This is a genomic window from Microbaculum mangrovi (genome assembly GCF_051390635.1).
Classification (GTDB): Bacteria; Pseudomonadota; Alphaproteobacteria; order Rhizobiales; family Tepidamorphaceae; genus Microbaculum.
Map to the genome: position 1 here is coordinate 560,276 of NZ_JBPODT010000002.1, position 20,080 is coordinate 580,355.

At 63.0% G+C, this 20,080-nt stretch carries 18 protein-coding genes, 1 tRNA gene and 2 pseudogenes; 13 read left to right on the top strand and 8 right to left on the bottom strand.

Features of this window, described 5'->3' with window-relative positions; genetic code table 11:
- The first annotated feature begins 93 nt into the window (after nt 1-93).
- From ACSF9G_RS09105 to ACSF9G_RS09120, 4 genes are all read left to right on the top strand, one after another.
- Nucleotides 94-435 (top strand): hypothetical protein, encoded by a 342-nt coding sequence (locus ACSF9G_RS09105; RefSeq protein WP_436640730.1) that lies wholly within the window; start codon nt 94-96, stop codon nt 433-435.
- Nucleotides 436-518: 83 nt separating this feature from the next.
- A complete protein-coding gene (locus tag ACSF9G_RS09110) occupies nt 519-1,211 on the top strand; it encodes a glutathione S-transferase N-terminal domain-containing protein (RefSeq protein ID WP_436640732.1) in 693 nt (230 codons plus the stop codon).
- 11 nt (nt 1,212-1,222) lie between these two features.
- Entirely contained in the window at nt 1,223-1,651 is a 429-nt protein-coding gene (locus tag ACSF9G_RS09115) for a GFA family protein (RefSeq protein ID WP_436640734.1), read from the top strand.
- Between the two features lie 387 nt (nt 1,652-2,038).
- Nucleotides 2,039-2,308 carry an SEL1-like repeat protein gene (locus ACSF9G_RS09120; RefSeq protein WP_436640736.1) on the top strand — a complete coding sequence of 90 codons (270 nt, stop codon included), beginning with the start codon at nt 2,039-2,041 and terminating at the stop codon, nt 2,306-2,308.
- A 46-nt stretch (nt 2,309-2,354) separates the two neighbouring features.
- Here ACSF9G_RS09120 and ACSF9G_RS09125 read toward each other — a convergent pair whose 3' ends face one another.
- On the bottom strand, nt 2,355-4,016 hold the full coding sequence (locus ACSF9G_RS09125; protein WP_436640738.1) for an adenylate/guanylate cyclase domain-containing protein: 1,662 nt from the start codon (nt 4,014-4,016) through the stop codon (nt 2,355-2,357).
- Between the two features lie 16 nt (nt 4,017-4,032).
- Nucleotides 4,033-4,422, bottom strand: coding sequence for a COG4315 family predicted lipoprotein (locus ACSF9G_RS09130; RefSeq protein ID WP_436640740.1), 390 nt, complete (start codon nt 4,420-4,422; stop codon nt 4,033-4,035).
- Between the two features lie 161 nt (nt 4,423-4,583).
- Between ACSF9G_RS09130 and ACSF9G_RS09135 the strand changes: the two genes are divergently transcribed.
- Nucleotides 4,584-4,676, top strand: a tRNA-Ser gene (locus ACSF9G_RS09135).
- Nucleotides 4,677-4,965: 289 nt separating this feature from the next.
- Here ACSF9G_RS09135 and ACSF9G_RS09140 read toward each other — a convergent pair.
- The 5 genes and pseudogenes from ACSF9G_RS09140 to ACSF9G_RS09160 form a co-directional block, all read right to left on the bottom strand.
- Nucleotides 4,966-5,781: pseudogene (locus ACSF9G_RS09140) on the bottom strand (IS3 family transposase); the annotation flags it as partial.
- Between the two features lie 103 nt (nt 5,782-5,884).
- Nucleotides 5,885-6,820, bottom strand: coding sequence for a carbamate kinase (gene arcC / locus ACSF9G_RS09145; RefSeq protein ID WP_436640742.1), 936 nt, complete (start codon nt 6,818-6,820; stop codon nt 5,885-5,887).
- Nucleotides 6,821-6,823: 3 nt separating this feature from the next.
- Entirely contained in the window at nt 6,824-7,825 is a 1,002-nt protein-coding gene (locus ACSF9G_RS09150) for an ornithine carbamoyltransferase (RefSeq protein WP_436640744.1), read from the bottom strand.
- Between the two features lie 21 nt (nt 7,826-7,846).
- Nucleotides 7,847-9,073: an arginine deiminase gene (gene arcA, locus ACSF9G_RS09155; RefSeq protein WP_436640746.1), complete on the bottom strand. Its 1,227-nt coding sequence runs from the start codon at nt 9,071-9,073 to the stop codon at nt 7,847-7,849.
- Nucleotides 9,074-9,154: 81 nt separating this feature from the next.
- The gene (locus tag ACSF9G_RS09160; RefSeq protein ID WP_436640748.1) at nt 9,155-10,642 is read right to left on the bottom strand and encodes a YfcC family protein; all 1,488 of its coding nucleotides are present in this window, start codon (nt 10,640-10,642) and stop codon (nt 9,155-9,157) included.
- Between the two features lie 443 nt (nt 10,643-11,085).
- Between ACSF9G_RS09160 and ACSF9G_RS09165 the strand changes: the two genes are divergently transcribed.
- Both ACSF9G_RS09165 and ACSF9G_RS09170 read left to right on the top strand, forming a co-directional pair.
- Entirely contained in the window at nt 11,086-11,691 is a 606-nt protein-coding gene (locus tag ACSF9G_RS09165; RefSeq protein WP_436640756.1) for an MFS transporter, read from the top strand.
- 431 nt (nt 11,692-12,122) lie between these two features.
- Nucleotides 12,123-12,275, top strand: a pseudogene (locus tag ACSF9G_RS09170) (DUF1214 domain-containing protein); the annotation flags it as partial.
- A gap of 166 nt (nt 12,276-12,441) precedes the next feature.
- Here the strand turns inward: ACSF9G_RS09170 and ACSF9G_RS09175 are convergent.
- Complete coding sequence (locus ACSF9G_RS09175) at nt 12,442-13,623, bottom strand: zinc-binding dehydrogenase (protein WP_436640758.1); 1,182 nt, start codon at nt 13,621-13,623, stop codon at nt 12,442-12,444.
- A 449-nt stretch (nt 13,624-14,072) separates the two neighbouring features.
- On the opposite strand from ACSF9G_RS09175, the gene ACSF9G_RS09180 reads away from it, so the two are divergent.
- The 6 genes from ACSF9G_RS09180 (at nt 14,073) to ACSF9G_RS09205 (ending at nt 20,071) form a co-directional block, all read left to right on the top strand.
- The gene (locus tag ACSF9G_RS09180) at nt 14,073-14,228 is read left to right on the top strand and encodes an integrase core domain-containing protein (RefSeq protein WP_436640760.1); all 156 of its coding nucleotides are present in this window, start codon (nt 14,073-14,075) and stop codon (nt 14,226-14,228) included.
- A 107-nt stretch (nt 14,229-14,335) separates the two neighbouring features.
- Nucleotides 14,336-15,019: a GntR family transcriptional regulator gene (locus ACSF9G_RS09185; RefSeq protein WP_436640762.1), complete on the top strand. Its 684-nt coding sequence runs from the start codon at nt 14,336-14,338 to the stop codon at nt 15,017-15,019.
- 163 nt (nt 15,020-15,182) lie between these two features.
- A complete protein-coding gene (locus ACSF9G_RS09190; protein WP_436640764.1) occupies nt 15,183-15,989 on the top strand; it encodes a tripartite tricarboxylate transporter substrate binding protein in 807 nt (268 codons plus the stop codon).
- A gap of 156 nt (nt 15,990-16,145) precedes the next feature.
- Nucleotides 16,146-18,146 carry a tripartite tricarboxylate transporter permease gene (locus ACSF9G_RS09195; protein ID WP_436640766.1) on the top strand — a complete coding sequence of 667 codons (2,001 nt, stop codon included), beginning with the start codon at nt 16,146-16,148 and terminating at the stop codon, nt 18,144-18,146.
- A 21-nt stretch (nt 18,147-18,167) separates the two neighbouring features.
- The gene (locus ACSF9G_RS09200; protein WP_436640768.1) at nt 18,168-19,373 is read left to right on the top strand and encodes a M24 family metallopeptidase; all 1,206 of its coding nucleotides are present in this window, start codon (nt 18,168-18,170) and stop codon (nt 19,371-19,373) included.
- A 44-nt stretch (nt 19,374-19,417) separates the two neighbouring features.
- Nucleotides 19,418-20,071 (top strand): DUF2848 domain-containing protein, encoded by a 654-nt coding sequence (locus ACSF9G_RS09205; protein ID WP_436640770.1) that lies wholly within the window; start codon nt 19,418-19,420, stop codon nt 20,069-20,071.
- Nucleotides 20,072-20,080 lie beyond the last annotated feature (9 nt).

The window sequence follows — 20,080 nt, forward strand, 5'->3', positions numbered from 1 at the left end:
CTGGCGAAGCGGACGCTGGGGATCGAACAGGCGGTCTCGGCGGCGGTGAAATGCTACCCTTGGACGGCGATCTGATCGATTCGGAGTGAGGCCATGCAGACCAGCTCGGTATTCGCAGTGATGTTCACGGCGTTGTGGCTCGCGGCATTGATCGCCTTCATCCCCTGGGTCGGCAAGACACGCCACCCGGATTCGAAGCCGCTCGGCGCCTATCTGATCTTTCTGTCCGTGTTCACGATCACCTCCTACGCGATCTACTTGATCATCCTCGCGTTGCAGGGCAGCGTCTGGCCGGGGCTTCTCCAAACCGGCCTCGTGCATGCGATCGTGGTCATCATCGTCTGTTTCCTGCCCGCTTTCCTGCTGGCGAGCTGGATGATCGCGCGCAAGCCGCCGAAAGCGCCGCCACTCGACGATTCCGGCGCCGCATCGTAACGGTTCCACTTGCCCCGTGATGACCGCGCGCCATATTGCCGCTGCGTTTGTCAGGGGGAAAAAGCAACGGAGTGCAACGACCCATGCCGAAGCCGATCGAACTCTACTACTGGCCTACGCCGAACGGCTGGAAGGTCACAATCTTCCTGGAGGAAGCGGGAGTTCCCTACGACGTGAAATACGTCAATATCGGCAAGGGCGAGCAGTTCGAGCCGGATTTCCTGGCGATCTCTCCGAACAACCGCATGCCGGCGATCGTCGATCCCGACGGGCCGGGCGGCGAGCCGATCTCGGTGTTCGAGTCCGGCGCGATCCTGCAGTACCTCGGCCGCAAGACTCAGCTGTTCTACCCCGCCGGCGAGCGCGCCCGCGTCGAGGTCGAGGAATGGCTGATGTGGCAGATGGGCGGTCTCGGGCCCATGCTCGGCCAGAACCATCACTTCCGCAACTACGCGCCGGAGAAGATCCCGTACGCAATCGACCGCTACGTGAACGAGGCGGACCGTCTTTACGGCGTTCTCGACAAGCGCCTCGAGGGCCGCGACTTCGTCGCCGGCGACTACTCCATCGCCGACATGGCCATCGTCTCGTGGACCCGCGGCTACGAGCGCCAGGGCATCGACATCGCGAAGTTTGCGAACGTGAAGCGCTGGCTCGATACGGTCCTGGCCCGCCCGGCGGTACAGCGCGCCATGGCGGTCGGCGAGGAGAAGCGGACCAATCTGGCCGACGACAAGGAAGCCCAGAAGGTGCTGTTCGGCCAGCGCGCGCGCTAGGGGGCGAGGCGGTGCCGGCGATCGGAGGACCGGAATGGACTGGAGGATGTCTGTGCGGAGCCGTCCGATATCGGGCTAACGCGCCGCCGCAATGGGCGAGCTACTGCCATTGCGGAATGTGCCGCAAGGTTTCCGGCGCGCCCTACATGGCCTTCGTCGAATTTCCCGAGGGCGCGCTCGAATGGACGCAAGGCGAGAGAAGCCGGTACGCCTCGAACGAAGGCGTGGCACGCGGCTTCTGCGGGGAGTGCGGAAGTTCGCTTACCTTCGAGGCCGACGGTCTGGTGTTCATGGCCCTCGGCAGCCTCGACCACCCGGAAAATGTCGAGGTGCAGCGGCACTGCTACACGAAGTTCAAGCTGCCGGGAATCAAGCTGGCTGACGGCTTGCCGGAATTCCCCGGACCGTTCGGCGGCAAGGGCGGGTTTCCGATCGGCTGATCGTCATTGGCCGGCTGCAATAGCGGTTCACGCGCGTCCAGGTTTCCGTCCAGCACGGTAGGACGCCCCTTCCGCACCCGGCCCGATCGCGGCTCGAAAGCGGGCGATTTTCCGGGAGGTGTCTGACTCCATGGTGAGCAAGACGTAAACGTTTGCCGGCGGTTGAAAATCGGTCGTGGACGAAAAGCCGGAGTATTCGGTGATAGCTGTGCTTAGCGGAATGTGAATTTACCAAGCATTTGGACATTTTTCGTCGAATATTAAGCGAATTTTTTTACGCCGGATTCAAGTGCGGCGGCGAAGCTTTCCTCACGACGGTGCAGGCCGTCAGAGGGACGGAACCGGCAAACGGTTCCGGGGACCAGACAGATCAGGGAGACACGATCGATGGCCCGCTTCGATATGCAGAGCTACGAGGATGCCGGTCTGGCGCAGGGCGCAGCAACCGGAGACATCCTTTTTCGCCTGGGCATGATGTATGCGACCGGCCGCACGGTCGAGCCGGATCTGATCACCGCCCACAAATGGTTCAACATCGCCGCGACGAAAGGATATCCCGGCGCCGCGCGTTACCGCCAGGAAGTGGCCGCCGAGATGTCGTCGGCCGATGTGGCGGAGGCCCAGCGCGCCGCGCGCGAATGGCTGAACCTGCACTGAGCCGGACCGCCCGGCCGGGTGCACAGTCCGGGCGCACAGTCCGGGCTCACAGGTCGGCCGGCACCGCGTCGATCGCGTAGACGGTGATCGGCTGTTGTCGGCCGCGAATGGCGTACTCCTGGGCGTCCGCGTTCGGCAAAGCGATGGTGCCGAGCCGCACCGTTTCCTCGGACAGGACGATCGGCTTGCCGAGGTCCTTCGACAGGCCTTCGAGCCGGGCCGCCGTATTGACGGTATCGCCAATGGCGGACACCGTCCGCGCGGCGGGAGGCCCCATCTCGCCGACGATCGCTTCGCCGGTATGGATGCCGATGCCGATCCGCAGCGGTACCTTGAGATCGCCTTTCAGCGTCTCGTTCAGGCGCGCCAGCCGCGCGATCATTTCGCCGGCGCCGCGCAACGCCTGGCGGCAGCCTTGCTCGACCGTTCCCGACAACCCGTAGAGCGCCATCAGGCCGTCACCGGTGAAGTTCGAGTAGTGCCCGCCGCTGTCGCGCAGCGCCTCGACCATTTCGGCGAAGAACTGGTTGAGAATGAACAGGGTGTCGAACGGCAGCCGCGCCTCGCCCAGGCCCGTCGAGCCCCGCAGGTCGACGAACACGGCGGTGACGACCTGTTCGTGGCCGAGCAGATGTCCCGGCCGATAGCCGTCGAGGGCGGTCGCGTTCGGAGACAGCAACGGGGCGACCGACAGTGGCGTCGACGGCCGGATCTGGCAGGCGAGGCGGACATGGTCCTCGGCGTCGATTCGTTTGAGCGCGCTGGCCTCGGTCACTTTCGCTGGCGGCAAGGCATCGGCGCCGTCGCGGACCAGAACGCGGCATGTGGTGCAGCGCCCGCGCCCGCCGCAGACGGACGGGTGCGGAACGCCGTTGGCGCGCAGCGTTTCCAGAAGCGTGGCGCCGGGCAGCAGCGCCATCGTCCGGCCGTCGCCGTAGACGACGCGCGCGGCGGTGAGATTGGTTTTCGTGCGCCGGACCATCCAGGCGACGACGATCGCCACCAGAAGGCCGCCGTATATCACCAGGCCGTCGTAATAGAAGCCACGCGCGATGGCGAGGTTCTCCGGTGTCCAGTTCGCATCGTCGAGCAGGAAGGTCAGGTATTCCGCGTCGCCGGCCGCTTCGCGCAGGATCTCGCGGCTACCGGCGACGAAACCGGCGAGCGCGAGGGCAGGGACCAGCACGGCAAGCGAAAGCAGGATCGCCTCGAAGCGCGGGAACCAGCGCTTCACCTTGAGCCAGTGCCAGATGCCGATTGCCCCGTGCGTCCAGGCGACGAGCAGCGCGACGGCCTGCTTCACGCCGGCCCAGGGGTTGGCGAGCCAGAAATTGCCCTGGACGACGTAGTAGTCGGTGTTGGCCTGATAGAACTCCGTGAGGACCCGGTTCACCATCACGTGGTCGAGCATCAGCACCGGAACCAGCAGTCCGCTGATGTACTGGGCCGCTTCCCATGCCTTCAGGCGCAGCGTGCGTCGCCGCCACAGCGTGTAGAGGTTGACGCCGATATGGACGAGCGCGGCACTGGAGAGCACCACCAGGCCGACCGGGTTCGTCCACGGCCACAGGAGGACGTCCACCGCTTGGTTCTGCGCCCGGACCGAAACGATACCGAAGGCGTGATTAAGCAGATGGCTCAGGACGAAGGCGAACAGGATCAGTCCCGTCCACAGCCGTACCGTTCCCAGGGTGAGGCTCGGCGTCACATGACCTCTTCTTGTGTCAGGGGCGCGCCGCTTGCCAGCCGCGAACGCCGTCGCCGCTGGTTTCGCCGGGCGCCTTGTCGCGCACCCAGAGATACAGCGGTTTACCTTTGTAGGCCCACTGCGCGATCCCGTCCTGCCTGGTGATGATCGTGAAATCGCCGACCGGGCCGGTGTTCCCCGATGCCTTCAGGGGCGGCCAGTTCTCGGCGCATTTGCCCAGGCACGATGATCCGCCGCGCGGATCCTCGTCGAACGTATAGAGCGTCATGCCCGCCTTGTCGGCGAGCACCTTGCCGATCGCCGTGTCGTTCGTCGTGACGACTGACGGCGCGTCGCCTGCCAGTGCCGGCGCGGTCAGCCCTGCGGACACCACGAATGCTGTCGCAAGCCGCATCGTTCTGCGCATTCACGTCTCCTGTTAACATCTATTGCGGTCTGTCGAGCTGCGGACCATATCAAAACGGGTGTTTCATTATAATTTCAGGGCCCCGGTAGTGCGGCCGGTAGGGCGAATGAGTGGTTATCACCCTTGTTCGCGGACGCAGGGTCGGCTATTCGATGCGCAGCGGAGACGTGGCCGAGTGGTCGAAGGCGGCGGTTTGCTAAACCGTTAGGCGGGGTAAACCCGTCTCGAGGGTTCGAATCCCTCCGTCTCCGCCAGTTCCTAACTCTTGAAATTTCTCTGCTGCGTTGGTGCCGGCGCCAAATCTGCTGTGGGGGCCCGGCTTCTGACGTGGACCTGTTGACCTTCGGCGGTCTCAAAGCGCTTTCGGATTTCTCTATTCGCCGCGTTTTCTCCAAACCTGATGACTTCGCTGAAGAAGTGCGGGTTAGGGTGCCTTTGAGTTTGCACCGGTTTTGCTCGCGCATTGGGCCCGTAAGTTCGAAATTCTCCCACCAGCCAGTGGTTACCGAACCTCAACTTCTATTTTTACAAACGACCGGCAGATCAAATACAGGTTTGAAATGAATAAAGAGCGAGGGTATGCGCCTGAATATAATCAGGTAGCAGGTCAGCCGACACGACGGCAGGGTACGGCTGCCAGGATGGTGTGGGCAAGATGACTTGCGGTTCCGGCGGTCGATAGCCGAGGGAGGCGTGCGGCCTGAGGCGATTGTAATGGCGTCGCCACCATTCGATCATCACCCGGGCCTCCCGCGGCGTGCAGAAGATTTCCCCGTTCAGCGGTTCGTCCCTGAGCCTGGAGTGGAAGCTCTCGCAATAGCCGTTTTCCCACGGGCTTCCGGGCTCGATGAAGAGCGTCTTCACGGTTAGCCTGCAGAGCCAGTCTCGCAGCGCGGTGGCGATGAACTCAGGTCCGTTGTCGGACCGAATGTGCTCAGAAGGGCCGTGCGCGACGAACAGGTCGGCGAGTATCTCCAGCACACGTTGCGAGTTGAGCTTTCGGTCGACCTCGATCGCCCGGCATTCGCGGGTGTGTTCATCGATGACGACCAGCATCCGGAACGGCTTGCCATCATGGAGGCGACCCTGGACGAAGTCGTAGCTTCAGACGTGGTTGCGATGCATCGGCCGGAGCTGCACGCACGATCCATCGGCGAGCCACAGACGCCCGCGCTTGGGTCGTTTCATTGGCACTCTGAGCCCCTCGCGCCGCCAGATGCGATAGACGCGCTTGACGTTCACCACCCAACCTTGCGCGTTCGGCAGCGCCGTGATCCGACGATAGCCGTAGCGGCCGTACTGCTCGGCAAGATGGGTAAACGCTTTGGTCAGTGCAGCTTCGTCATGTCGGCGCCGTGGGCGCTCGACGCCATGAAGATCGCAGTCGCACTCGCTACGCCAATTTTCGTTCCATTCATCGCCGAGTTCTCCTCTAGCGCGTGCGCCGCCGCATTACACACCGTCAGTGGAACTCAAGTTCGCCGGCTTCCGTGGATATTGTCGTGCCGCGTGCGCCCCGTAGTGCAGCCGGTACGTCGGCCAGCGCGCAAATGATCGAGCGTCCACCGCTGGCTCGCGCGAAGTCCTGGGCCGCTTCGACCTTCGGCCCCATCGAACCCGCCGGGAATTCGTATTTGTCGAGCGCGTCCGGGGTGGCAGACCGGATGGCTCTCTGTTCCGGCTTGCCCCAGTCGAGGTAGACGGCATCTGTGTCGGTGGCGACAACGAAGACGTCTGCTTCGAGCTCTTTGGCGAGTACGCAGGACGCACGATCCTTGTCGACGACGCACTCGACCCCGACGAGCTGGCGATCAGAGCCCGGTTCGTACATCGTCGGAATACCACCACCGCCTGCGGCAATTACTACGACGTCCTTCTCGAGCAACCACCGGATCGGCCGGATCTGGAAGATTCGTTTCGGCTCAGGGGAGGGGACGACGCGGCGCCAGTAGTCGCCGTCAGGCTTGACGGTCCAGCCCTTCTCGGCCGCTTCCTTTTTTGCGGTCGCCTCGTCGTAGACTGGCCCTATAAATTTGGTCGGGTCTTTGAAGGCGGGGTCGGCTGGGTCGACCTCGACCATACTCAGGATGGTCGCGATCGGCTTCTCAAAGGGGAGGACGTTGCCGAGTTCCTGCTCGATCATGTAGCCGATCATGCCCTCGGTCTCGGCGCCGAGCACGTCCAGCGGATAATCTTCACCTTCCTCGTAGGCAATCTCCTGCAGTGCAAGCAGCCCGACCTGCGGACCATTGCCGTGCGTGATTACGGTTTCGTACTCAAGGCACAGCGGGGCGAGTGCGTTTGCGGCAATCTGCGCGTTCTTCCTCTGGTTCGCGGCAGTCAACGGCTCGCCGCGCTTCAAAAGCGCATTCCCACCGAGTGCGACGACGATTCTCATGGTTCACCCGGCGAGCGTTGCGACGAGGATCGCCTTGATCGTGTGCATGCGGTTCTCGGCCTGCTCGAAGGCGATGTTGGCGGGGCTCTCGAAGACCTCGTCGGTCACTTCCATCTCAGAGAGACCGAATTTTTCGAAGATCTCCTTCCCGACTTTGGTGTCGGTGTTGTGGAATGCCGGCAGGCAGTGCATGAACTTGACGTTCGGATTGCCGGTTTTCTTCAGCAAAGCCTTGTTGACCTGGTAGGGTTTGAGCAGCTTGATGCGGCTTTCCCATACCTTGGCAGGCTCTCCCATCGAGACCCAGACGTCGGTGTGGACGAAGTCGACCCCCTTGACGCCCTTGCCGATGTCATCGGTTATCGTAATGCGCGCGCCGGTTTCGGCCGCGCGAGCCTTCGCCATTTCGACGACTTCTTTGTGATTTTGATTTTTCTTCGGGGCGACCATTCGAACGTCACAGCCCATGATGGCGCCGAGCATCAACAGCGAGTTGCCCATATTGTTGCGGGCATCGCCGAGAAATGCATAAGCGATCTCGGACCGTGGCTTGTCCGTGTGCTCGACCATCGTCAGGATGTCGGCGAGCATCTGGGTCGGATGCCAGTCATCCGTGAGGCCGTTATAGACTGGCACGCCGGCATAATCGGAAAGCTCCTCGACCATCTCCTGACCGGCGCCGCGGAATTCGATCGCATCGAACATCCGGCCGAGTACACGCGCTGTGTCCTTCATGGATTCCTTGTGGCCGATCTGCGAACCACTCGGGTCGAGGTAGGTAATATGTGCACCCTGGTCGTGTGCGGCGACTTCGAACGCGCAACGAGTTCTCGTCGACGTCTTTTCGAAGATGAGGCAAATGTCCTTGCCGGTGAGGGCCGGCTGCTCGGAGTGAGCGTACTTCGCCCGCTTCAGATCTCGTGCCAGGTCCAGGAGATAGAGCATCTCTCGCTGGGAGAAGTCGGAGATCTTCAGGTAGCTACGGCCTTTGAGATTGAACGCCATAATAGGTCTCCCTAGTGAGGCTTAGTACGCAGGGTCGCGGAGGATCGGGCAGGTCATGCAATGCCCGCCGCCGCGGCCTCGCCCCAACTCCTGGCTGGAAATCGTGATGACCTCGATGCCGGCCTTCCTGAGCAACGTATTGGTGTGCGTGTTGCGGTCGTAGCCGACGACCACGCCCGGCTCGAGCGCGACGACGTTGTTGCCATCGTCCCACTGCTCGCGCTCCATCTCGAACTCGTTTCCGCCCGTGCCTATGACATTGAGGTCTTTCAGGCCGAGCGCCTCCTTGTAGACGTCGAAGAGGTGCCCGTTCTCCTTGACTATATCGATATCGCCGGCGCCGTCCGGCCGCAGCGAGAAGCAGACGATCTCGTCGACTACCTCGCGAAACGCCGTCACCTTGTCGTAGTCGAGGCAGGTGAATACCGTGTCGAGGTGCATCGCGGCCCGCGACTTCGGTATCGCGCAGGCGATCACACGCTCCGCCGCTCCCTTGGCGAACAGGCAGTTGGTTACCTGGTTTACCGCCTGCCTTGTCGTACGTTCGCCCATGCCGATCAGCACGACTCCCTTGCCGATCGGCATGACGTCGCCGCCCTCCATGCTCGTGTTGCCCCAATCCTCATCGCTGTCGCCCCACCAAATCTCGAACTCGTTGTCGGTAAACAGCGGGTGGAACTTGTAGGCGGCGCGCTGGAAGAGAGTCTCCGGCTTGCGGGCCGGCCAGAACATCGGGTTGCATGTCACTCCCCCGTAGATCCAGCACGACGGATCCCGCTGGAAGAGCGCATTGGGCACTGGTTTCAGGATGAACTCGCTCGCGGATAGGGCTTCCCGCATCAGCGGTGACACCAATTCCTGGGGTAGATCCTCGCGTACAATGCCGCCGAGCAGGTGCCTCGCTAACGCGTGTCCATTCAGCTCGTCGAGCCAAGGCCTGAGGATCTTTGCCAATCCCGGCCCCACGAAGTTTTTCGTGATGCGACGGTCGAGCACGAACGCGCGGCCGTCTGGGATCGTGTCGAATATCTCGGCCAACAGATCCTGGATGTCATAGACCTCGATGCCGCGGTCCTTCATCTTGAGGACGAAGTCGGCGTGATCAGACCGGGCTTTCTGTACCCAGATCACGTCGTCAAAGAGGAGGTCGTCGCAATTCGCGGGAGTGAGCCGTTCGTGCGCGAGCGACGGCCGCGACACCATCACCTTGCGCAGTTTTCCGATTTCGGAATGAACGCCGAGTTGCATAGTTACATCTCCGTGTTGGATGGCCGGCGTGCAGCCGGATCCCTGCGCCTTTGAAGAACGGTAGCGCGAGCGCCGCTCATGCTACAGGGTGTTCGTTGCCGCGGGCGGCGGCTCGCCGGACGCCATGCCGGATGTGATGGCGCCGAAGCTCAGCGCCGCCACGATGATGACGAGCAGAACGAGCAGCAGCGGGGCCACGAACCGCAGCCAGCGGTCGTAGGAGATGCGGCCGATCGCGAGGCCACCCATGACGACGGCGAATGTCGGGTTGAACAGATTCACCCAACCGTTCGCGGACTGATAGGCGGTGACGACGAGGTCGCGCGGTACACCGGCGAAATCGGATAGCGGCGCCATGATCGGCATCGTCAGCGTGGCGAGACCCGAGGACGACGGCACCGCGAAGGACAGCAATATCTGGATACCCAGCATCACGTTGATGAAGACCGCCTCGCTGAAGTCGGCGGCGATGCCGGCGGCGCCGTACAGGATCGTGTCGGTGATCCGGCCGGCGTCCATCATCACCACGACGCCACGGGCGACGCCGATGATCAGGGCGACGCCCAGAAGGTCGCGCGCGCCGTTGATGAACGCGTCGACGAACTCGTGCTCGTCCATCCGCGAACTCTTGTCGAACCGGCCGGCGAGCCAGATCACGATCGTCATCAGCAGGAACAATGCCGACATCTCCGCCATCCACCAGCCGAGCGCGACGACGCCGTAGATCATCACGCCGAAGGTTAGGCCGAACAGGATCAGGATGATCGATCGGACCCGGGTCATGGGCGGAAACGCGGTCTCGCTGCCTCCCGAGTCCTTGAGGAAATGCATGCGGTCCCGCTCAGCGGTTTCGGCGACGATCGATGCCGACGGCACGGCCTTCACCCGTCGCGCGTATCGCATCACGAACAGGATTCCCGCCGCCAGGCACGCGCCAAGGATGACGAAGCGCAGCACGATACCGTCGGTGAACGGGATACCTGCCCCCTGGGAGGCGACGACGGTCGCGAAGGCGTTGAAGGTGGAGCCTAGCGTGCCGATCCCTGCGCCGAGCATGATCACGGCAACGCCGGTCACCGTATCATAGCCGGCCCGGATGAAGACCGGGATGATGAGCGCGTAGAAGGCAAGGGTCTCCTCCGCCATCCCATAGCTCGTCCCGCCGAAGGCGAAGGCGGTCATCAGGATCGGAATAAGTACGATCTCTCGGCCTCGCAAGGCCTTAAGCAGCCAGCCGATCCCGGCATCTATCGTCCCGGTTTTGGTGACGACCATGAGGAAGCCGCCGATGACGAGAACGAAGAACGCGACATCGATGGCGGCGGACGACGACGACCCCAGGATCTCGGGGTCGTACATACCCGCGATCGGCGCGAGAAGGACATCCAGGGGGCCCTGTGGATTGGCCTCGACCGGCTGATAGGTTCCCGGAACCGGGGCTTCCGCGTTGAGCGCCTCGTTGAATTGGCGTTCATATTGACCGGCCGGAACGATCCACGTCAGCGCCGCGACAATCGCGATCAGGACAAAAAGTATCGTGAACGCCGTCGGAAATTTGAACCTGTCCACCGTCCCCTCCAATTTCCTGTCTTTGCTGACCGTCGGTTTAAACTTGTCGGATTGGCTGCCCATCGCTTGATCAGTTGCGACAGCACCGGGCGAGCATCGTGGATGCTCGGGATTGCCGCCGATTAGCGGCCTGGTGTGCTAAAGAGAATGCAGCGGAAAGGCGAATAGTCACAAATTCAACACTGGCCGCAAACGCGAATAGAATCAGATTTATCCGCATTTTATCGCTAGTCGGGCGGTGATTAATTTGGGGTGTTACCCGCAGGCAGCAGGAAAATAGTGTATTTTTCCAAAATTGAGCGTTGGCTCCGCCCCTATTGATCAATTTCATTTCGCAGGCCTTCTTCCGCGAGCCAGTAGATGACTTCGGATGAGGAAACGGCCGACCTTGCTGCGAGGGGCAGCCGTATCCCGGATGCCCAAAGCATCGGGGCGTTAGGGATATGCTTTCTTATCCTGCTTCTGGACGGGCTCGATACAACATCGATTGCATTGTCGCGCCCTCGCTGGCAACGAATGGAACGTTCCCGTTTCAGTGCTCACGCCGGCCTTCGTCGCTACAAGCCTCGGCGCAGTGGTTGGCTACGTGCTTTGTGGCCCATTGGCACAATCGTTTGGCCCTCGGGCGATCGGCGGGGGTTTGTGTTGCCGTGTTCGGGATCGGCACATTGGCGACGGGGGCAGCGTGGGACGTTGCGTCTCTCAGCATCCTGCGATTTGTCTCCGCGGTCGGCCTCGGCGGGGCAGTGCCGATAACAATCGTCGCTGCAACCGGCTTCGTGACCGCGCGCCAAAAGGAATCCGCGACGATTCTGGATGCCAGCGGCCTGTCCGCGGGAGCGGTTACAGGCGGATTTATCGGCGGCCCGGTGATGGGCGCCTATGGCTGGGAGGCAGTGTTCGTGCTCGGTGGCGTGTTGCCGCTGCTCGTTATGCCGATCTATGGGCGCCTGCTGCAAGCAGCAGAACCGCGAGGTGAGCGTCCTTCGAACGACGCGCAGAGTTCGAAACTTATTGCGCAGCTCTTCCGTGATGGACTGCCTGGTTAGACAGCTTTGCTTTGGGCATTCGCATTCCTGAATCTTCCTCGTAACCCATGCCCTGATCTATTGGACGCCAGCGCCGTTGCTCGAGTTCGGTCTCCAGCGCAGTCAGGCGCCGCTTGGCACTGCCGCATTTGGGATCGGCGGCCTGGCCGGCATCCTGATCATGGTGCTTCTCGTAGCCGCCGTTGGCGTAGTCAGACTGCTTGCGATGGCATGCATCCTCGCGATCAGCCTGGCCGATGTGTCGATGTCGATCATTCTGCTGCTGATCGCCGGATCGGGCGCCGGGGCGATTACCGGCTGTATTGGCGAGGCTGCGCTCGCCGTATCGTTCTACCCGCAGCGGCTGCGCGCGACCAGAGTGGGGTGCGCGACCGCGATCGGTCGAATTGGTTCAATCCTTGGACCGGCGGCCGGTGGTCTTCTCTTGTCGCTCGCCCGGCAAGGACAAGGAGTCGAACTGGCTGCCCGCGCCGAACGACACCTTCTATCTGGCCCTGCGCATGTACTGGCCGAAGACCGGGGATCCCTCGATCCTTCCGGTCGGCAAGGGCACCTGGCAGCCGCCGGCGCTCCAGGTCGCGAAGCAACCGTACAACTCAGGCTCTACAGCCCGCTTCCCACCGTCTTCGACAAGAGCTGGCGGTCGAGCGAGATCGACCCCTGACAGGGCTAGTGATCGTGCCTCTCACCGGCTGCGACACAACGGTCATTTTCGGGGGGAGGGGTACCTGGCCGACGCGCTGGCGCGGTTCACTCTCCCCGAACCATATCCTCGTTCGGTATGATGGTGCTCTTGACGGTCTTCATGGCCATTGCGTCGGCGACGGCCTGTTTCACGCCGTCACGGGAGAACGGATACAGTGTCTGCATCTTCCGCCAGGGGTACTTGTCGCGCGCCTTGTCGAGCATCTGCACGCCGAGGGCGAGGTCGTTGGCGGTAAACGCCCAGGATCCGAGCAGCGTGATGTCCTTGGTGCAGATGCGGTGCCAGTTGGTTTCGATGCTCCCGGCATCGGTGAACTGCCCCATCTCGACATAGCAACCGCCGTCGCGCAGGAATTCGATCCCTTCCGGCCCGGCGGTCGGATGGCCGGAACAGTCCATCACCAGATCGGCGCCGTAGCCGCCGACGATGTCGCGTACAACCTCGATGCGGTCCTCGGGGGTCTTGTGTTCGGTGATGTCGACGGTCGCCTCGGCGCCGAACTCCCGCGCGAGCGCAAGGCGCGGGTTCTCAGGCGCGCCGACGGCGATAACACGGCCGGCGCCCATTTCCTGCGCGGCGGCGATGGCGAGGATGCCGATCGGGCCGGTGCCCTGGATGACGACGGTGTCGCCCCACGTGAAGGCTCCCGCCCGGATGGCGCGGTTGAAGCCACGGATACAGGACGTCAGCGGTTCGGAAAGCGAGCCCAGCAGATAGCTCATGTCGTCGGGCAGCTTGTAGATCTTCGTGCCCGGCAGTTCACCGAGGTCCACATAGACGTATTCCGCCCAGCCACCCCACAGATGCGGCGGCTTGTCGAAACCGAGGTATCGGCCGTAGTAGACCGGAGTCAGGCACTTGTTGGACTGCTCGGGATAGCGTTTGCACCAATCGCAGAAGCCACACGGCATGAGCGGCGGCAGCATCAGCCGCGACCCGACGCCGATCGGATTGCCCATGTGGTCCTTGGTCAGTTCGGACCCGATCTCGACGATCTCGCCGGCCAGTTCGTGCCCAAGGGTGAACGGCCACGGCAGGGGTTTCGGCCAGTGGCCCTTGAGAATGTGCTGGTCGGTGCCGCAGACACCGCAGGCGCCGATGCGGATGAGCGCCCCCTTCGGCGGCACCTTCGGCCACGGTACGATATGCATCTCGGGCTCCGCGCCGGGGCCGGCATAGGTGGTGACGCGGACACCGTCCTTACGGCTTTGCTCGGGCGTGGGCATGACGACACGTCCTCGGGTTCTCCGGTGCCGTTACATTAACATCAACACCGCTCAAGGAAGACGACTTCCACCGGCATAAGACAATTTCGCCGAAAAAGCCTTGTGCCGTGTACTTGTTGCTTCGCTGCAATATCTGGCAAAGCGTTGCGCGGAAACCCGCTCAAAGCCGATCGACAAAGGTAGTCTGGCCGTTTCCTTGTCGGAAGTAGGCAGGCGAGACACGACAACACTGTCCGCCGACCGGCCGGCTCCGTATGGCGCGCACTCACAGCGACGCGCGGGTCGCCGAGAGCGCCGGCCCGATCCGAACCTTCGGCTTTGCCAATCCGATCCGCGTCAGTTCGGACGGCCTGTCTGAGTTCGAGCGCGGGCAGCGGGTGCCGATCGGGTCGCGCTCGCCGCCTGTTGCATCGCCTTGTGTGGCAATTGCCGGCCGCTAGGCCGAGATCATGCTCCGGGACGACTGCCTCGACGAGCACTTGGTCCTCAGCTATCGCCGCGTTCGCGAGACCGTCGAGGAATGGAGGATCGGCTTCGATCTGATCCGGTCACACGCGAGCCTCGACGGGTTCATCTCTAAGCCGAAACCGTCTCATTGGCGCTGAAGCCGGACAGGCCGGCCCAATTCGCTGATCGATGCGTGGTTGAATGGTGAATGTTTTGTGATACGCTTAGTGAAATTTCACAGTAGATTCAGAGTCGGAGCCAGCTGGTGATTAACGATTCGGATGTTCGGACTGACGCGGGCGGCCACGGGAAGACGAGGCCGGGACTGCGCGATACGGCCTATGACGCGATCAAGCGCGAGATCATCACGCTTGCGCTTGCGCCTGGCACATTCCACAGCGAAAGCGAGATCTGCGCGCGGCTGGGCCTCACCAAGGGGCCTGTTCATCAGGCACTGGTGCGGCTCATGCAGGATGGCCTCGTCCAGCTGATCCCGCGCAAGGGCGTCATGATCGCCCCAGTCACGCTTGAAGAAGTGCAGAACGTCATAGACGTCCGGTATCTCAACGAGCCCTATGCCGCTGCTGCCGCTGCGCGACTGGCCAGCGAGCAGGACCTGGTCGGAATGCGCGCGCTGATCACCAGGTTTGAAAAGCTCGGCGACCAGGCGGGCGCCGAAACGCTGATGGAGCTCGATCGCGAATTCCATCGCCGGCTCGCGGACTGCGCGCAAAATCGGCTGCTGGCCGACCTCCTCGTCAACCTCCACGACCGCTCGCTGCGCTTCTGGGTCATCTCGCTATCCCAGAACGAGCGCGTGGATGTGGTCACCGCAGAGCACCGAGAGATCGTCGATGCCCTGACGGCGCGCGATCCCGATGCGGCCAAAGCGGCCATGCAGCGGCACATCAAGTCGTTTCGAAGTGCCATCGCGGCGCGCGTGTCGTGAACGAACTCAAAACCAAAGGGAGCAAATAATGTTGAAAGCGATCAAAACGCTGGCAGGAGCAGTCCTGGTGGCCTCCGTCCTTGGCGGACCGGCCCTCGCGCAGGAATACCCAGACAAACCGGTTACCGTTGTTGTGCCTTTCAATCCGGGTGGCGGCACGGATATGCAGGCACGACTCATCGAGCAGGCCTTCGGCAAGGAATTCGGCCAGCCGCTTTCCTTCGTCTACAAGCCCGGTGCCGGTGGTGCCATCGGCGCGACCGAACTCGCCTCGACCGAGGCCGACGGCTACACGATCGCGGTCTACACTTTTCCGCTGATCGCGATGAACGCGGTAAATGGCACCGGTCAGTACGATGTGGATGATTTCGACTATCTGGCCGCTTCCGCTTCGGACCCGATCGTGCTCGTGACCCGGAAGAAGAGCGACTATACGACGTTCGACGAACTCAAGGCCGCCGTGACCGAGGCTCCCGGCCGGCTGAGCATCGGTGCGGTGGAAAGCTTTGGTCCCTCGCATCTGGCCGCGCTCTGGGCCAAGGACCAGGGGCTCGATGTGAATGTCGTGCCGTTCCCCGGCGGCGCCAAGGGGCTGGCCGCGGTGCAGGGCGGTCACGTCGATGCGCTCTTCGCACCGCTCGGCGCGCTGCTGACGGCCGGCGACAGCCTCAACTATTTGGCATCCGCCACGTCAGAGCGGCTGCCCGACATGCCGACGCTTGCCGACAAGGGCTATGACGTTCAGTCCGTGGCCTCCCGTATCTGGATCGCGCCCGCCGGTCTCCCCGACGACGTGCGTGTCCGCCTGAAGGACGGTCTGCGAAACATCTATGCCGACGAATCCGTGCAGCAGAAGAATGCCGAGGCCGGGCAGGTGGTGAGCTACGAGGACGGCGATCAGCTCAAGGCGATGATCGACCGGTTTACCCCGCTCGCCAAGACCATGATCGAGAAGTACGGCGACCAGTAGGCGTCGTCCGGGCGGACATCCCGGGCGCGGCGCCACCAGCATCGCAAATGCGGTGCGCCGCGCCCGGGATGTCGCCTTCTCCTGAAACTCCAGTCACCGGATCCATGATCCGAGGTCTCGTGCGGGGTCTCCATGGACTTTTCAATCCTTGAACTGGTGCTGCATGGCCTCGTTTCCGCCATCACAGTCGCCAACCTCACCGCGGTGCTGGCCGGCCTTTTCTTCGGTGTGGTCGGCGGAATGCTGCCGGGCATTTCCGTGGTCACCGCTATCGCGCTGGCGCTGCCCTTCACCTTCGGCCTGCCGACGCAGACCGCGTTGCTGGCGCTGGGGGCGATTTTCTGCGGCGCCACGTATGGCGGGTCGATCGCGGCCATCCTGATCAACACGCCCGGCCAGCCGGGATCGATCGCCACCGCCTTCGACGGCTACCCCATGACCCGAAAGGGCAAGGCGCCGCAGGCGATGATGACGGCGCTTCTGGCCTCGGTCGTGGGCGGGGTGATCGGCGTGATCATCCTTCTCGTCTTCTTTGCGCCGCTCTCCTCCATCGCCCTGGAGTTTGGCCCGCCATCGCTCTTCTGGCTCGCCGTCTTCGGTCTGACCACGATCGCAGCCATGTCCTCGGGCAATGTCATCAAAGGGCTGCTTGGCGCGGTCATCGGGCTGGTGATCAGCACCGTCGGCCTCGACCCCGTCGTCGGGTCGCCGCGCTTCACCTTCGGATACTATCCGTTGGTCCAGGGCTTCGACATGGTCGTGGTGATGATCGGCATCTTCTCGTTTTCGCAGATGCTGGTGCTACTTGGCTCCGACCAAAGCTTCATTGCCCGCTACACCCCGAGCAAGAACGTGCTGCGCGAGGTGGCGGGCTATGTGTTCGGGCGCTGCAAGTTGTTGCTGTTGCAATCCTCGCTGATCGGCACATTCGTCGGCACCCTTCCGGGCGCCGGCGGCAGCGTCGCGGCGATCATCGCGTACAACGAGGCGCGCCGCTGGGATCGCAACCCCGACCGCTTCGGCAAGGGGGCGGTCGAGGGGCTTGTGGCCCCGGAAAGCGCGAACAACGCCGGTGTCGGCGGATCGCTGGTACCGCTTTTGGCGCTGGGCATCCCCGGGAACGCCGCCGCCGCCGTCCTGATGGGCGGGCTGCTGTCGCAGGGCATCACCCCGGGGCCGCAGCTTCTGGAAAACAGCGCTGGCGAGGCCTACGATTTCATCGTGGGGCTTCTTCTGGTCAACCTTATCATGCTGCCCGTGGGCCTGCTGGTGGCGCGGATCAGCGCCAATGCGCTGCGCGTGCCCAAGAATGTCATCATCCCGATCGTCATCGTCCTGTCGGTGATCGGCGCCTACTCGATCCGAAACAACGAGCTCGACGTTCTGATCATGCTAGGGGCGGGCGTGGGCGCCTATCTGTTGATGCGCGTCGATATCCAGCCCGGGCCGATCGCGCTCGGCCTCGTTCTGGGCCCGATGATCGAGGAGTCGCTCTCGGTTTCCCTCCGGCTGGCGCACGCGCGGGACTCTGTCTTCGAGGTGCTGGTGTGGCAGCCTCTGCCTGCCGCCCTTATCGTGCTTTGCCTTCTGTCGCTCTTCGCGCCCGTGCTGATCGAACGCATCAGCCGGATCCGCGCGCGGCGCGCCCAGGGGGACATGCCGACCGCTTCCAGGGAGGTCGAGGCGCGCCGGTTGGCACGCGGGCCAACGCTCGCGGCGAGCCTCTTGCTGGGCGCGCTGGCGGCCCTGTTCTGGATGCAGGCCGCCGATCTGCGGTACCCCTCGGATGTCTTCCCCAAACTGGTCATCGCGACGCTGGCGGTGCTGCTTGTACTGACCATCGCCGACACGCTGCGCGGCGGGTCGGCGGCGTACACCCAGACCACCACGGTGCCGGACCGCCAGGTATGGGCTATTCTCGCTATCGGAACCCTGGCCGCGGCGTATGTGCTGCTGTTCCCCTTGATCGGGTTCTATCTCACCACCTTTTGCTTCCTCGTCGTCGGGCTTTGCCTCGCCCGCATGTTGGCGCGAGAGCGACCGAGTTCGCGCATGTTCGTGACGGCGCTGTTGATCGCCGCCGGCACCACGCTTGCGGTTTACGGAATTTTTTCCGGCATGCTGGGGGTCCCCACGCCCCGCGGCCTGCTGATCTGACCAGATAAAAAGGACAACAAGATGCTACTGATGGATAGCGAGACACTCCGCGCCCGCGTGGCCGACGTGGAGGCCAGCGTGACCGAACAGGGGTTCGATGCCCTTGTGGTTTTCGCCACCGGCAGCGCGCTCGGCTCGGGCAGTAAGTCGCATGGCAACATGCGCTACCTGGCCGACTGGGACGGGCACAACACGCCGGCCATGATACTCTTCGTACCAGGGCATGCGCCGATGCTGCTGACGCCCAACATCTTCCTGAAGTTCCTCGGCCAGGAGAAACTCTGGTTCGACGACATCCGCTTCGCGCGTCCGGGGGATTTCGGCAAGGCCGTGGTCGAGGCGCTTGAAACCCGGTTGGGGCGGCCGGCGCGACGGCTCGCGACCCTGGGCTTCGACGACATGCCGCTGGTGATCTGGAGCGGGCTCGACCGTGCGTTGCCCGGCATGGAATGGACCGGCTTCCAGGACGAGATGGACCGTCGCCGGGTGGTCAAGGACCAGCTCCAGCTCGCCTTCCATCGCCGTGCCGCGGATATTTGCGACGCGATATTCGCCGAGATGCCGAAACTCGTCCGCCAAGGGCTGCGCGGCTATCAGATCCAGGCGCATATGGAGATGGTCGCCCGCCTGGCCGGCGCGGAGTACATCCAGACTTGGCTGACCATCGGGCCTGTCGCCGACTATTCACGCTTCTGGCGCGAGGAATGCATGCGCGTGCCGCAGTCCGGCGACCAGGTGATCGCGGGCATTTATATGATCTACGACGGGCATTGGGGCCACGCGATTCGCTCCGGCACCGTCGGGCCGGCCAACGACGCGCAGCGCCGGGTCTATGACGTGGCGGCGGAAATGATGTCCGAAGGCTTGGCCAAGCTTCGGCCGGGCGGCAACCTTTATGACGTCAATCGGGCCTTCGAAACGGTTCTGGAGCGGCATTTCCCCAACCCGCACGAGAACGGCGTCTTCACCTTCCGCGCCGCGCACGGACTGGGCTACTCCTATGAGGACAGCGTCGTCAGCGCGCCGTTCCCGCAGGCCTACGACCCGGCCTCGAAACCTGCGCCCGAGGATGCCTTTCTCGAGATCCGCGATGGCATGTTGTTCGAGTTCCACCCCAACCTCTTTGTGCCGGACCTCGCCGGAGCAGCGCTTGGCGACATGGTGGCGGTGCGCGGCGATGCGCCCGAGGTCATGACCGTTTACCCCCGAAACTTGCATGAGTGGTAAGTCGGGGATTCCCCACCTTTCAGTACTTAAATTCAGGAGTTTCTATGCGTTTTCTGCTTGGCGGCGACAGCCGCGAGGTTGCAATTTCCGACGTGATCGTCGCCGGCTGGACTGGTCGTGACCGGGCAATGGTCGATCACCACGTGAAGGAACTGGCCGTTTTGGGCGTCGCTCCACCGTCCAGGACCCCATTGTACTACCGGGTCTCCAACGACCTGCTGACGCAGGCCGACGCCATTGACGTGCTGGGAGAGGATACTTCGGGCGAGGCCGAACCCTTAGTGCTGAAATGGGAGGGTCGGTTGTGGCTAGGCGTCGGCTCGGACCATACCGACCGCAAACTGGAGGCGTACTCGGTACCGCATTCCAAGCAGGTCTGCGCCAAGCCGGTGAGCCCGTCGCTCTGGGCCTTTGACGAGGTGCGCGATCACCTGGACGAACTACAGCTCAATTCCTGGATCTGCGAGAACGGCGAATGGGTCGATTACCAGTCGGGCACGCTGGAACATATCCTGCCTCTGGCCGAACTGATCGACGGTGCCGAGCTGAAGGACGGCGCGGCGATGGTTTGCGGCACGTTGCCGGTGTTGGGCGGCATTCGTCCCGCAGGGGCCTTTCGGATGCAGATTGCGGACCCGCGGCTGAACCGCCGGATCACGTCAGAATACCAGGTGCGCAGTTTGCCCGTTATCGTCTGAGACCGGACC

Coding starts and splice junctions, on each gene's coding strand:
- ACSF9G_RS09180 (WP_436640760.1), top strand. CDS start 14,073: ATGCTCCGGGACGACTGCCTCGACGAGCACTTGGTCCTCAGCTATCGC.
- ACSF9G_RS09130 (WP_436640740.1), bottom strand. CDS start 4,422: ATGCGCAGAACGATGCGGCTTGCGACAGCATTCGTGGTGTCCGCAGGG.
- ACSF9G_RS09150 (WP_436640744.1), bottom strand. CDS start 7,825: ATGGCGTTCAATCTCAAAGGCCGTAGCTACCTGAAGATCTCCGACTTC.
- ACSF9G_RS09205 (WP_436640770.1), top strand. CDS start 19,418: ATGCGTTTTCTGCTTGGCGGCGACAGCCGCGAGGTTGCAATTTCCGAC.
- ACSF9G_RS09190 (WP_436640764.1), top strand. CDS start 15,183: ATGCAGGCACGACTCATCGAGCAGGCCTTCGGCAAGGAATTCGGCCAG.
- ACSF9G_RS09105 (WP_436640730.1), top strand. CDS start 94: ATGCAGACCAGCTCGGTATTCGCAGTGATGTTCACGGCGTTGTGGCTC.
- arcA (WP_436640746.1), bottom strand. CDS start 9,073: ATGCAACTCGGCGTTCATTCCGAAATCGGAAAACTGCGCAAGGTGATG.
- ACSF9G_RS09200 (WP_436640768.1), top strand. CDS start 18,168: ATGCTACTGATGGATAGCGAGACACTCCGCGCCCGCGTGGCCGACGTG.
- arcC (WP_436640742.1), bottom strand. CDS start 6,820: ATGAGAATCGTCGTCGCACTCGGTGGGAATGCGCTTTTGAAGCGCGGC.
- ACSF9G_RS09165 (WP_436640756.1), top strand. CDS start 11,086: ATGCTTTCTTATCCTGCTTCTGGACGGGCTCGATACAACATCGATTGC.
- ACSF9G_RS09175 (WP_436640758.1), bottom strand. CDS start 13,623: ATGCCCACGCCCGAGCAAAGCCGTAAGGACGGTGTCCGCGTCACCACC.
- ACSF9G_RS09120 (WP_436640736.1), top strand. CDS start 2,039: ATGGCCCGCTTCGATATGCAGAGCTACGAGGATGCCGGTCTGGCGCAG.
- ACSF9G_RS09110 (WP_436640732.1), top strand. CDS start 519: ATGCCGAAGCCGATCGAACTCTACTACTGGCCTACGCCGAACGGCTGG.